We start from the raw sequence: 11419 nt of genomic DNA, 5'->3' as shown, positions 1-11419 counted from the left end.
GGTTTAATATATATTTTGCCAGGTTTTCAAAAATTAATTAAAGTAGATATGAGAATTATAAATTANGATTTACCTGAACAAGTATTATTAACTGCCTATAATGTACAATATTACAGTAAGAAGTACAGTATTTTATAGAATAGTAGATCCTGGAAAAGTTATAATGAATGTAAGTGTTTTAAATAGGACAATATTAAATATGCACAGACAAATTTAAGGGATATATTTGGAAAATATAATTTAAATGATATATTACAGAAAAAAGAAGAAATTGGAAATGAATTGAAAGATATAATTCAAAAAGAGATTGGAGAATGGGGTGTTGATATTATTGCAATAAAAATCAACAGGATCTAATTGTTCCTTTAGTAATATTATCTGCATTAACCCNNNGAGCAATTGCTGAAAGACAAAGAGATGCAGAAATATTAAAAGCACAAGGATTGGCACAGGCAAAAGTATTTGAATCTCAAGGAGAATTACAGGCTGCAGAGAACTTTAAGAAAGCTGCAGAAATATTATCTGAAAGTGATTATGGTATAACATTAAGGTTTTTAGATATCTTAAGAAATAGCCAGAATGAAAAAATAGTTGTAGTACCACCAGAAATAGTTTGATTTATTTAAGAAGCATAGTAAGTAGAATATTTTTTTATTAAAATATAGATATTTTTATATAAAATAATAAATAAAATTATTGAATAAATTGAAAGGAATATTATATATTCCCAAGATTGTATAATATTAAAAATTCTAAAGAAAATATTTAATACATTAATTATAAAATAGAAGAAGTTCAATATATTGAATATATTATAAAAGATTAAAATTTTAAAAAATGATAAAATTTTGTATAATATTTTTGTAAATTAAATAATAAATTAGAAAATATGAAAAAGAAGTTATTGAAAGGAAAATATTCTATATTATAAAGGGATATCTAAAGAGTAAAAGAAAATTCACAAGGATATAAATTCATAAAAATATAATTATTGCCAAATTACGTTTAAAATTTAAATACATTATTATTGATATTTAAAATAGGAAAATTGTAATTAATAAGAAAATAATATTATATAATTTATTAAGTAATATTACTGGGATTGATTATAAATAATTAAATATAGAATAAGATGAACAGAATTATAATATATTGAAAATAAAGAAAAATATAGTAAATTATTAAATTTTTCAATATTTTTCTCCATACCAATATCCTTTATATGTTTCTTTTGATTCTTTTTCCAATTTAATAAATATTAATTGCACCCATGCTTCATTTATATTTATTTTTGCATTAATTGGAAAATAATATGTCTGAGTAAATTCTCCTTTATATCCTGGATCAAATAAGCACTTTCAAACTTTAATATTCCCAATCTATTAAATGTAGACCTTGGCAATGCTATTGCAATCATATCATTTGGAATTTCAACTTCAGGAAATACTACATAGTATAATCCTCATATTTAATATCCAATCATCATTTTTTGGTTTTATTTCAATAAATGAATCAGGAATCTTTTTAAATGAATTTTCTAATAATTCTTTTACTTTATTTTCATTAATTGCAATTTCTAATAGATCTTCAGAATCTAAATTATAATCAAAGAAATATCTTCTCTTATCTTTATCAATTAATATATATTTTATCTTTTTAATAGGTATTTTATATATTTTTTTAGGTTTTATTATCAATTCCTGCAGGATTTACCTTTACATATTCTTTTACAAATTTCTTTGCATCTTCTCCATTTAAAACACTCATATTAATATATTAAATAATTATTTATTTATGAATATAGAAGAATACAAAGATTATATAATTCCTGTGTATAAGAAATTTATACCAATTAAATCCATTGGACCGGATAATAATGGTGAAGGTGAATGGGAAAGAGCAAAAGTATTATATAATATTGTAAAAGATTTGTTTGATGAAATTAAAATAATTGAGGCACCTGATGAAAGGGTAAAAGAAAAATCAAGACCAAATATTATTGCAATAAAATATGGAAAAAATAGAGAAAAAGCATTTTGGATAATTGCACATATTTATACTGTACCAGAAGGAAGTTTAAATCTATGGAAATATGATCCATTCTAATGTTACAGTTGATGATAATAAAATATATGGAAGAGGAGTTTTAGATAATGGAAATGGAATTGTTTTAGGAATATTATTAGCAAAATATTTTAAGGATAATAATATTTTACCTAAATATAATTATGGATTAATATTAGCTTCCAGATGAAGAAACCGGCTGTAAATATGGATTAAAATATATATTAGAAAAAGAGTCGAATTTATTTAAAAAAGATGATTGGATTTTAATACCTGATGCTGGAATTTCTGATGGATTGGATATGTGAAGTTGCTGAGAAAAGTATATTATGGATAAAAGTTAAGGTTATTGGAAAACAGGCACATGCAAGTACTCCAGATTTAGGTATTAATTCAACAACATTAGGATCTATGTTAATTTTAATTTATATGATTCTTTACATGAAAAATATGATATAGAAAATAATTTATTTAACCCTCCTAAAAGTACATTTGAACCAACAAAAGTTGAAAAAAATATAGATAATGTAACTATAATACCTGGAGAATTTATATTTTATTATGATTGTAGAATATTGCCAGATTATAATTTAGATGAAGTATATCAATCAAAGAATATATATGTAAAGAATTTGAAAGAAATTATAATTGCAAAATTGATATTGAAATTGTAAATAAAGATTATCCATACAATATTAGAAAATATTTATAATAATGAATTTTTAAATGAATTAAAAGAAGCAATTAAAAAATATAAAAATAATGAACCAAGATTGGTAGGAATTGGAGGAGGAACATATGCAAAATATTTAAAAGAAAGGGGATTGAATACAATTGTATGGAGTACATATAATGAAAGTGCACATATTCCAAATGAATATATAGACTATATAATGATATAATAAATGATGCAAAAATATTATTAGAAATTCTTAAACCTTAATGTTATATTAAAATAATGGTTGGCATATTTGATGTTGCAAAATTAATGACTGGTTATAATTTATTTAAGAAAGTACCTCAAGAAAATATAGAATATTCAAAGGAATTAATAGAGAATGCTAAGAAAAATTTATCAGATTCGTATGATTTATATTTTAAGAAAAATTATAATTTGGCAATATATTATTTAGAACAATCATTATATTCTTCTGTAAAAAGTTTAGTATTATTATTCCAAATGAGAGAATTATAGCATGTAAAAGATAAAAATTCATGATTCATTTGAGGATTTTATAAATAAAAATAAGATATTTGATAAATTAAAGAAAATAATCAATCAAAATTCTACAATGTATGAAATATTATTATCTGAAGAAAATAAGAAAAAATTTAAAGAAGATTATGAAAAATATAAAAAAGAAGTAGACCAATTTTTAAAAAAATTAAATGATAAAAATGAGAGAAAAAATATTGTTAGATATAATGAAAATGATTTACATAATTTGTTTTCAATTAATGAATTGGTTAATAAATATCAAATGTCTGAAGAGGTTGTTGAGAGTTTAATTAATTTTGCTATGAATTTATTTAGTAGAATGGGTAGAAAAGCGAGTAATGGATTAAATGCAGGAATGGCTAGAAGTTTAATTAAAAGAGAATTGGAAAAAAATAAAGACACATTAAATATATTGGAAATATATTAATATTGACTGGAATCTTAATTTTAAATAGAAAGGTCAACAAAAAAATATGATAAAGATTTAGATTTCTCTCCAGATAATTATAATCAAGATTTAGGAATTGGTAAAATTATATAATAAAATAGTATGATATGGTTAATGGATTAATCAAATTTAATGAAAACCTTCGTAAATGTATTAGAAAATAAAGATAATCTAAAGCTATTTTAGATTAATTTTTATTACTTTGTTTGGATCAAAAGGTTTGTTAACATATTTTAGAAAGTTCATAAGATACTTTTGAATTGTTTTATAATCATAATAAATTATTAAATAATATCCTGGTCTTCTTTTTCTTCTCACTTTATATAAGTATATATAATCATAATATTTTGATAATTTTTTTATCATTTTCATTAAGTATCCTGGATAATATGGAATACATTAAAAATAGCAGATTTTTCTCTAAATCTAGTTCTGGAGGTAATAAAAAATCTTTTAGATGTGTATGTAAAATTCTTTCATAGTCTTTTATTGAATTAAATTTTATCCAAATAGCTAATAATTTATGTAAAGCATAGTCTTTAAAATAGATTTTAAATAATCTATTTATATATTTTAATCCTTTTGCATATTTTCTTTCTCTTTTTGGTCTTTCCTGATTAAAAGATAATGGCACAGCCAAGGATGCATAAATCAAATCCTTTATGAATTATATCAATCATATACATAAAATCTTCAGCGAGTTTAATATCTCTCCATCTTACCTTTGCTAATATTCTTTTATAATATCTAATGAAGCAAATCCTGAACTAGAACCAAAACCAATAATTGTATTTTCTTTATATATCTTTCTAATTCCTTTTTATTAATTCATTGTAAATAATCAGGAAATAATAACATCAAAATCTATATAAAATATATAATCTACATCAGGATGTTCTTAATCAAATTTTCTAACGCATATTGCCTTCCTAATCCCCTTGTAGATTCTTTTTGAAATGCATCAATAAAATCATATTCTTTTAATATTTCAAATGTTCCATCTTTTGAAAAATTATCACAAACAGAAATTACAAAATCATATTTTAATTTTTTCTTTAAATCTTCAATTGTTGTTCTAACAGTATCTGCAGAANNNNAAACAGTTCCATATACTTCCAATTTTACTATAAAAATTTCTTAATTAAAAAATTATATAAAAATTATTGCTTTACAAATCTTATATCTACAGCATATGATTCTTTTTCATTAATTAATAGTAGGATTGATTTCAATTTCTTCAAATCTTTCTTTTTTGTATAATTCATATAATTTCATTATATTTTCAGGCAATAAATTAATATTTACTTTTGGTCTATTTCTAAATCCATTTAACATAGGATATAATTTTAAATCTCTTAATCTTCTTTCTAAAATATTTATATCAAAAGGTAAAGATAGAATAATAAAATCTTTTAATAATTCTGTATATATTCCGCCAATNCCTATGACGCCTATATCTCCAAATATTTTATCATACTTTATTCCAATTATTACTTCATTAAATTCTCCAATTACTTATTCTTGTATTAATTATATCTGTATTAAATTTTTTCTTAAATTCTTCATAATATTTTTTTAGTTCACTATAATTTTGTATATTTAATTTTACTGCACCCAAATCTGTTTTATGATTTAAGTCTGCCTTTATTACTAATGGCAAAATTTGAATGCAACGGTACTTCATTTACCCAATGTTTTGTAATCTTTATTCCATATTTTTCTAATAATTCAAAGCCTTCTGATAACATATTTTAAAATAAGTTTATTATATTTTATAAAGAATTATAACTATCAAAAACTGATAATTCATATAATTTCCTTATAATGTAATAATGATAAAGTATAATATACAGCTTCTTCAGTTCTAATGGTTTCTAATTTTTGGTCTGGGCATATATTTATTGATATATCAAATTTTTCTTTCCAATTTTTTATCATATCTTCAATACCTCTTGCAAAAGATCCAAAAGCAATTGCAATTTTATCCTTTTTCTCAATCTTTATATTTTTTATATCTTCTCCATATCTAGATGTTGCTATTAAATAAAAATTTTCTTCTTTTAATTTTTTAATTAATTCTTCTAAATTTTTATTATAATAAAATACTTCATAACCAAAATAAAATTCTTTTTCATTTGGATACAATAATTTCTTATTTACTTTATCATAAATTAATATATTTGTTTTTCTATATTTTTTATTTACACTTGCCTATAATTTTTCTTCTCCATTTATACATAAAATTTATCTTTTTCTCTTTTTAATATATAAACATATTCATATCTTGTTCTATCTTTATGATAGGTATACATTTAAAGGTAAAGCAGAACCAATATATTTTAATTCTTTATCAATGGAAATGCAATTTTTCTAATATATGNTGGGGTATTTAAATATTTTAATACTTTTAAAATAAATCTTCCCACACCATGTGAATTAAATTTTGAATCATCATCATAATAAATTCCTTCTTCATTTATCCCAAAATTTACAATTGCTCTTGCTAATTGTGATATTAAAAATATTCTAATCTTTTGATCTCTTTTTTCTCCAGTAAATGTTGATGGAATTAATAATAATTTTCTCATATATAATTGTTAAAAAATAAAAATAAAAGTCCAGGTGCGGTGGGACTTGAACCCACGACCTGCCGGACTTCGCGGCCAATTTAACCACTACAGCCGGGCCTCTACCAGGGCTGAGCTACGCCCGGTATTTATTATAATTAATAAGATCAGTTTGATATTGTAAAATTTTAACTTTTACTAGTTTATATCCCAAAATTCATATTAAATATTTTGTTTTTTATAATTTTGTTAATAAAAAATTTCGTTTTTGTTATATTTTTTCTATTTTTATAAAATCCGTTCTTCCTATTTTTGATTTAGGATCTCCACCTAATATTAATATATATCCATTATTAATATATTTCTTAGCTATTATTTTGGAATTATTTATTATATCAAGTATATCTTTAATTTCTGCTCTTTCTAGTTGAGGATATACTCCATATAATAAGTATAATTTCCTATATACTTCTTTATTTGGTGTAATTCCTATTATAATTTGTTTTGGTCTTAATCTTGAAACTCTTATTATGGAATTTCCAGTTCTACTTTGCGCAACAATTAGTTTTATATCATTATCAAATTCCGAAGTACTTACTCCACCTACTGCTATAGAATCATTAATATTATTCGGAGGTTACTATTCTGGCTTTACTTCTTTTTCTACATTTAATATTATTTCTTCTAATACTTTTACAGAATCTATTGGATAATTACCTATTGCTGTTTCATCACTTAAATTATAGCATCTACACCTTCTAATACAGATACAGAAGCATCTATTTCTTCAGCTCTAGTTGGTATTGAATTATTTACCATAGATTCTAATACTTGTGTAGCCAGTATAACAGGCTTTCCAAATAATCTTGATGTTTTAATTATTCTTTTTTGTGCAAATATTAAATTTGAAAATCCTATTTCAACTCCTAAATCCCCTCTTGCTACCATTACACCATCAGATTCTTTAATTATGTTTTCCAAGTNATCTAAAGCTTTTTTAGTTTCTATTTTAGCAATCACCCAGGCTTTATCTTTTACTATTTCTTTAACTTTTATTATATCTTCTTTTGATAAAACAAAAGATACTCCTATAAAATCTGCACCCAAATCTAAAGCTTCTTTTAATAGTTCTAAATTTCTTTGGATGTACTCCAGTATCTAAATTTAGATCTGTCATATTTATTCCTTTTCTAGATGTTAATATTCCTCCAGTTAGAACAGTTCCTTCTACCTTATTATTATTTACTTTATCTATATGAACTTTTATATTTCCATCATCTAAATATATATCTTTATTCTCTTTAACTACCTTATAAAATCATGGATCCTCTACTGGAACACCATCATCNTGAGAAAATATTATTTTATCTCTTGGTTTTAATAATATTTTTTGTTTTAGATTTCCTATCCTTAGCTTTGGTCCTGGTAAATCTACTAATATGGGCTTTTCTTCTATTTTCTCTAATTATTTTAAAATATTCTTCATGACTCTTCTTATCTCCATGTGAAAAATTTATCCTATATACATCTACATATTTATCTAATTCTTTTATCTTATCTATACAACTTGGACCTATTGTAGCAACAATTTTTGTTTTCTTCATAAAAGATATATAAAAATTAAGATTTTTAGATACCTTTAATTACAAAAAATGAAAAATATTTATTTAACCTTTAATATATTATCATTCATTCATATGTTTGATAAGATATTTAAATATCAAAGATTTAAAGTTAATCATGAGTGGAGTATTTAAATTATATGATATCAGGTGCTTTATGGACAAGAACTAACAGATGAACTATTANNNAAAATTGGATATGCATTGGGAAGATATTTTAATAACTGAGAATCAATAGGAATTGTAAGAGATATAAGATTATCTTCTCCAAGAATAAGAGATATTTTAGTAGAAACATTAGTTTATACACATGATGTTTAGATTTTGGAATTGGATCTACACCAGAAGCAATTATTTGGCAAAAGTGTATAATATTCCAGTATTAATGATAACTGCATCTCATGATTCTTTGCAATATAANNNGATAAAACCAATTAATAGTAATGGAAATGATCTACCAAAAGAAGAAATCGATAAAATTGAAAAATTAACATATGAAGATATAAGGCCAACACAAAAAGAAGGAATGATAGAAGTTTTTGAAGAAGCAAGAGATATTTATAAAAAACATCTAAAAGAGAAATTTAAGGGAGTGAGTGGATTTAAAGTTGGTTATGATCCTTCAAATTCTGTATTGACTTTAATGAAAGATGTATATAACAGATTTAGGAAATGAAGTTATAACAATTAATGATAATATGGATGGAACTTTTCCAGGGCATAATCCCGACCCTTCAAAAGATGAAAATATTAAATCTTTACAAGAATTAATGAGAAATAGAAAGGATTTAGATATTGGATTTATGTTTGATGGCGATGGGGATAGATTGGGTGTAGTTGATAAATATGGAAATAGAATTAGAATGGATAAATATTTAATACCTTTTAATAAAAAAGACAGAACATAAGTATTAGAAATTTCATTACCAATTTATTTAAGAAAATTGGTTGAAGAAAAAGGAGGAAAAGTAATTTTAAAAAGACCTGGCCATACATTTATTAAATTTGCAGGTCAACAAAATAGAGCATATTTATGTATTGAATATTCTGTTCATATTTATTTTGCTGAAAATGATTATATTGATGATGCATTATTCGGCGCATTAATGTTATTAAAATATATGAAAAAGGGTATAGATATAAATAATTTAAATATTCCAGAATTTACATGGTTAGAGAAAGATATACCAAGAAATAATCCAAATTTAATTGATAAAGTAAAAGAATATGGAAAGAATAATGGATTTATATTAAATGATTTAAATGGAGATTTAGATGGTATAGAATTATTAAAGGATAACTTAAGAATATTGGTAAGATATTCAGATACAGAACCATTATATAGAGTTGTGATAGTTTCTTATGACAAAAGTATACATGTTAAAAAGATATTTGAGGAAATAGTAAAATTAAATACATAGATTATTTTTTATTTAAGAGAAATTTTTATATTAATAACTTTATTTTTTATTATACAATATATTATTATTAATTCTTATTTAACACCCTTCAATAATTTTCTTAATAAACTTTCTTGAATTTATCTAAATAATTTACTATAAGTACTTTAATATTATAAATGATTATCCTTTATCTCTTTTTTCTTAATTATATTAAATTAAAATATAATAATAAAAATTTATAATTTCTATTCATTTTGTACATTTGGCTCTGTAAGAGTATATTTTTTCAAATAATATTTTTTTAGATAATTTCTAAATAATTTATATAAAATAATCACTGATAATCTCTTAATATAATCTTCATCAAATCTGTAATAAACTTCTCCTATATATTCTTTTAATGATATTTTATAATTAGCGTTATACATAGTATTTAATTTAATTTTAAAATTTACTATCCTATCTATTATATTTTTACATTTTGTTTTTTCATAAATATATTGAAAATCTTGTAAGTTCATTTCCAACATCTGTCTACTAAATCTAATACTTGTGTTTTCTCCGAATCTTCTATAGTAAGTTTATGAATCATTCAATTTTATAATTTTTTCTTTAAAAAAGCATAAAATGAGCTCGATCTACAGCATAATATATTTTTCTTATATAATCTTTTAACTTTATCTTTATCTTTAATATTTAGAACTATGCTACTGCTGTTATATATATGTTTGTGCTCTGACTTTTTTAATGGCCTACTTTTTAAATCTTGAGTTATTATAGCCTTATTCCAAATTACATATTCATCATATTTCATATTTTTTACAACCTCAAATATTCTACTAGCTTTATTTTCGGTAAACATATCGTCATCATCTAATAAGAATATTAAATTNNNAGAATCCTCTTTTATTCCTATAGCAAGTTCACTACCAATACAACGATCTGGACCATTTGGATCTAAATTTATTATCTTATAATGTGGGAAAATTTTCTTTAATATAATTATCTATTTTTTCATCTTGATAATATTTTACAACATTTACTTTCAATATCATTTAAATCAATTTCTTTCTGATTTTTAATACTTTTTAATGCATCTAGAATATATTTTTTTCTTAAATAATCCATTACTATTACTGAAGCTTTCATAAAAAAGAAATATAAAATAAAGATTTAAATTTATTTTTTTCTTATACAAAATACTANNNNTATATTCTTTGATTTCTCTTTTATAATCTTACATTCAAAATTTTATTTAATTTTTCTATTAATTTACTAACAGGTATTTTATTATTATAAGCATGATATTCAAATCCAATTTCATCAAATTCTTTTATAGTATCATAATCTTTCAAAATTATATTATATTCGCATCCTTCACAATCCATTTTTAATATTTGTGCATCTATATTATATTTATCAATAATATCTCTTAATTTACCTGCGGGTACTTTAATACCATTACCTTCTGATTTTAAAATGTATCTTGCGTACTTACTGTTGTTACAGGAATACAATATATAATCTTTTTCATAACTTATNNCTATATTTATTGGAATAATTTTATTTTCCATATTATTTAATTTTATATTTTCTATCATTTCTTTATAGGCATCTGGATGTGGTTCAACTGCATATACTTTTTTTGCATCTTTTAGAATAAAATATATTGATGAATCTCCTACAAAGGCTCCTATNNNTATTATAGTTTTATTTTGAACATTAAGAAATTTATAATCTTCGCTTTCAAAAACATCATATATTGAACTATATTCATGCTTATATTTTATGTTATTTTTCTCCCAGTAATTATTATTATAGAACCACCCTAATTTATTTATACGCCAAAATCTCAAAAGTTCGATTTCTTTAAAAGGTATTATGAAAAGTTTTATTATTTACTTNAAACTATATTCCATCTTTGCTAATAGTCAGCAATATATCCCAAGTAATAATAATATATTATTTTAGGATAAAAAGATCTAGGTACTATTATGGTTTCTCCGTTTCTTAATTTTAATTTAATATTTTGCTTTTTTAAAATTAAATATTGTATAAACTTGAATATATATTTTTAATTATTTTCCTTGAATTAT

The 11419-nt window shown here is 22.3% G+C and carries 23 protein-coding genes and 2 pseudogenes (1 of these 25 only partly in view); 12 read left to right on the top strand and 13 right to left on the bottom strand.

What is annotated here, in order from left to right; all coding sequences use genetic code 11:
- A pseudogene (locus LUA84_RS05260) lies at positions 1 to 357 on the top strand (SPFH domain-containing protein) (it extends 87 nt beyond the left edge of the window).
- A gap of 86 nt (positions 358 to 443) precedes the next feature.
- Positions 444 to 617 carry an SPFH domain-containing protein gene (locus LUA84_RS02195; RefSeq protein WP_231434242.1) on the top strand — a complete coding sequence of 58 codons (174 nt, stop codon included), beginning with the start codon at positions 444 to 446 and terminating at the stop codon, positions 615 to 617.
- Positions 618 to 1436: 819 nt separating this feature from the next.
- Here LUA84_RS02195 and LUA84_RS02190 read toward each other — a convergent pair.
- The gene (locus tag LUA84_RS02190; protein WP_231434241.1) at positions 1437 to 1697 is read right to left on the bottom strand and encodes a hypothetical protein; all 261 of its coding nucleotides are present in this window, start codon (positions 1695 to 1697) and stop codon (positions 1437 to 1439) included.
- A 97-nt stretch (positions 1698 to 1794) separates the two neighbouring features.
- Between LUA84_RS02190 and LUA84_RS02185 the strand changes: the two genes are divergently transcribed.
- From LUA84_RS02185 to LUA84_RS02165, 7 genes and pseudogenes are all read left to right on the top strand, one after another.
- Positions 1795 to 2106: a hypothetical protein gene (locus LUA84_RS02185; protein ID WP_231434240.1), complete on the top strand. Its 312-nt coding sequence runs from the start codon at positions 1795 to 1797 to the stop codon at positions 2104 to 2106.
- Positions 2093 to 2254, top strand: coding sequence for a hypothetical protein (locus tag LUA84_RS02180; RefSeq protein ID WP_231434239.1), 162 nt, complete (start codon positions 2093 to 2095; stop codon positions 2252 to 2254). Before LUA84_RS02185 ends, LUA84_RS02180 begins: the two co-directional genes overlap by 14 nt.
- Before the next feature lie 101 nt (positions 2255 to 2355).
- Positions 2356 to 2523: a peptidase dimerization domain-containing protein gene (locus LUA84_RS02175; protein ID WP_231434238.1), complete on the top strand. Its 168-nt coding sequence runs from the start codon at positions 2356 to 2358 to the stop codon at positions 2521 to 2523.
- Positions 2466 to 2612 (top strand): annotated as a pseudogene (locus LUA84_RS04695) (M20 family metallo-hydrolase); the annotation flags it as partial. The gene LUA84_RS02175 and the pseudogene LUA84_RS04695, both read left to right, overlap by 58 nt.
- A gap of 225 nt (positions 2613 to 2837) precedes the next feature.
- On the top strand, positions 2838 to 2966 hold the full coding sequence (locus tag LUA84_RS04220; protein WP_256443512.1) for a hypothetical protein: 129 nt from the start codon (positions 2838 to 2840) through the stop codon (positions 2964 to 2966).
- Between the two features lie 56 nt (positions 2967 to 3022).
- Entirely contained in the window at positions 3023 to 3259 is a 237-nt protein-coding gene (locus tag LUA84_RS02170; RefSeq protein WP_231434237.1) for a HEPN domain-containing protein, read from the top strand.
- Between the two features lie 97 nt (positions 3260 to 3356).
- Complete coding sequence (locus LUA84_RS02165) at positions 3357 to 3710, top strand: hypothetical protein (RefSeq protein ID WP_231434236.1); 354 nt, start codon at positions 3357 to 3359, stop codon at positions 3708 to 3710.
- 358 nt (positions 3711 to 4068) lie between these two features.
- On the opposite strand, the gene LUA84_RS02160 is transcribed toward LUA84_RS02165, so the two are convergent.
- The 9 genes from LUA84_RS02160 to LUA84_RS02135 form a co-directional block, all read right to left on the bottom strand.
- Positions 4069 to 4371, bottom strand: a complete 303-nt coding sequence (locus tag LUA84_RS02160; protein ID WP_231434235.1) for a hypothetical protein — start codon at positions 4369 to 4371, stop codon at positions 4069 to 4071.
- Positions 4372 to 4613: 242 nt separating this feature from the next.
- Entirely contained in the window at positions 4614 to 4850 is a 237-nt protein-coding gene (locus LUA84_RS05255; RefSeq protein WP_457913288.1) for a glycosyltransferase, read from the bottom strand.
- A gap of 87 nt (positions 4851 to 4937) precedes the next feature.
- Positions 4938 to 5219, bottom strand: a complete 282-nt coding sequence (locus LUA84_RS02155; RefSeq protein ID WP_256443593.1) for an acetate--CoA ligase family protein — start codon at positions 5217 to 5219, stop codon at positions 4938 to 4940.
- Between the two features lie 10 nt (positions 5220 to 5229).
- The gene (locus LUA84_RS02150) at positions 5230 to 5415 is read right to left on the bottom strand and encodes a hypothetical protein (protein ID WP_231434234.1); all 186 of its coding nucleotides are present in this window, start codon (positions 5413 to 5415) and stop codon (positions 5230 to 5232) included.
- Between the two features lie 122 nt (positions 5416 to 5537).
- The gene (locus tag LUA84_RS02145; protein WP_231434233.1) at positions 5538 to 5876 is read right to left on the bottom strand and encodes an RNA methyltransferase; all 339 of its coding nucleotides are present in this window, start codon (positions 5874 to 5876) and stop codon (positions 5538 to 5540) included.
- A gap of 194 nt (positions 5877 to 6070) precedes the next feature.
- Positions 6071 to 6319, bottom strand: a complete 249-nt coding sequence (locus LUA84_RS02140; protein ID WP_231434232.1) for a putative RNA uridine N3 methyltransferase — start codon at positions 6317 to 6319, stop codon at positions 6071 to 6073.
- A 250-nt stretch (positions 6320 to 6569) separates the two neighbouring features.
- A complete protein-coding gene (locus tag LUA84_RS04690) occupies positions 6570 to 6827 on the bottom strand; it encodes a pyruvate kinase alpha/beta domain-containing protein (RefSeq protein WP_342765393.1) in 258 nt (85 codons plus the stop codon).
- Positions 6828 to 7033: 206 nt separating this feature from the next.
- Positions 7034 to 7405, bottom strand: a complete 372-nt coding sequence (locus tag LUA84_RS04685) for a pyruvate kinase (RefSeq protein WP_342765379.1) — start codon at positions 7403 to 7405, stop codon at positions 7034 to 7036.
- Positions 7406 to 7662: 257 nt separating this feature from the next.
- The gene (locus LUA84_RS02135; RefSeq protein ID WP_231434231.1) at positions 7663 to 7902 is read right to left on the bottom strand and encodes a pyruvate kinase; all 240 of its coding nucleotides are present in this window, start codon (positions 7900 to 7902) and stop codon (positions 7663 to 7665) included.
- A gap of 328 nt (positions 7903 to 8230) precedes the next feature.
- Between LUA84_RS02135 and LUA84_RS02130 the strand changes: the two genes are divergently transcribed.
- Genes LUA84_RS02130 through LUA84_RS02120 form a run of 3 tightly spaced genes read left to right on the top strand, consistent with a single transcriptional unit; the run spans position 8231 to position 9341 of the window.
- Complete coding sequence (locus LUA84_RS02130) at positions 8231 to 8596, top strand: hypothetical protein (protein ID WP_457913287.1); 366 nt, start codon at positions 8231 to 8233, stop codon at positions 8594 to 8596.
- Complete coding sequence (locus tag LUA84_RS02125; RefSeq protein WP_231434230.1) at positions 8571 to 8828, top strand: hypothetical protein; 258 nt, start codon at positions 8571 to 8573, stop codon at positions 8826 to 8828. The genes LUA84_RS02130 and LUA84_RS02125 overlap by 26 nt, the downstream gene beginning before the upstream one ends.
- Positions 8829 to 8864: 36 nt before the next feature.
- On the top strand, positions 8865 to 9341 hold the full coding sequence (locus tag LUA84_RS02120) for a phosphohexomutase domain-containing protein (protein WP_231434229.1): 477 nt from the start codon (positions 8865 to 8867) through the stop codon (positions 9339 to 9341).
- A gap of 227 nt (positions 9342 to 9568) precedes the next feature.
- Here the strand turns inward: LUA84_RS02120 and LUA84_RS02115 are convergent, their stop codons facing one another.
- The 3 genes from LUA84_RS02115 to LUA84_RS02105 form a co-directional block, all read right to left on the bottom strand.
- Entirely contained in the window at positions 9569 to 9844 is a 276-nt protein-coding gene (locus tag LUA84_RS02115) for a hypothetical protein (RefSeq protein WP_231434228.1), read from the bottom strand.
- 77 nt (positions 9845 to 9921) lie between these two features.
- Positions 9922 to 10185 (bottom strand): hypothetical protein, encoded by a 264-nt coding sequence (locus LUA84_RS02110; protein WP_231434227.1) that lies wholly within the window; start codon positions 10183 to 10185, stop codon positions 9922 to 9924.
- A gap of 367 nt (positions 10186 to 10552) precedes the next feature.
- Positions 10553 to 11179 (bottom strand): FkbM family methyltransferase, encoded by a 627-nt coding sequence (locus LUA84_RS02105; protein WP_231434226.1) that lies wholly within the window; start codon positions 11177 to 11179, stop codon positions 10553 to 10555.
- Positions 11180 to 11419 lie beyond the last annotated feature (240 nt).

This window comes from Candidatus Nanopusillus massiliensis (genome assembly GCF_920984865.1).
This window is presented reverse-complemented; position numbering and strand designations above follow the sequence as displayed.

Excerpts from the sequence above, each read along its gene's own strand:
- LUA84_RS02185 (WP_231434240.1), top strand. The coding sequence starts at position 1,795 with ATGAATATAGAAGAATACAAAGATTATATAATTCCTGTGTATAAGAAA.
- LUA84_RS02180 (WP_231434239.1), top strand. The coding sequence starts at position 2,093 with ATGATCCATTCTAATGTTACAGTTGATGATAATAAAATATATGGAAGA.
- LUA84_RS02175 (WP_231434238.1), top strand. The coding sequence starts at position 2,356 with ATGGATTGGATATGTGAAGTTGCTGAGAAAAGTATATTATGGATAAAA.
- LUA84_RS02170 (WP_231434237.1), top strand. The coding sequence starts at position 3,023 with ATGGTTGGCATATTTGATGTTGCAAAATTAATGACTGGTTATAATTTA.
- LUA84_RS02165 (WP_231434236.1), top strand. The coding sequence starts at position 3,357 with ATGTATGAAATATTATTATCTGAAGAAAATAAGAAAAAATTTAAAGAA.
- LUA84_RS02150 (WP_231434234.1), bottom strand. The coding sequence starts at position 5,415 with ATGAAGTACCGTTGCATTCAAATTTTGCCATTAGTAATAAAGGCAGAC.
- LUA84_RS02135 (WP_231434231.1), bottom strand. The coding sequence starts at position 7,902 with ATGAAGAAAACAAAAATTGTTGCTACAATAGGTCCAAGTTGTATAGAT.
- LUA84_RS02125 (WP_231434230.1), top strand. The coding sequence starts at position 8,571 with ATGTATATAACAGATTTAGGAAATGAAGTTATAACAATTAATGATAAT.
- LUA84_RS02115 (WP_231434228.1), bottom strand. The coding sequence starts at position 9,844 with ATGAACTTACAAGATTTTCAATATATTTATGAAAAAACAAAATGTAAA.
- LUA84_RS02110 (WP_231434227.1), bottom strand. The coding sequence starts at position 10,185 with ATGTTTACCGAAAATAAAGCTAGTAGAATATTTGAGGTTGTAAAAAAT.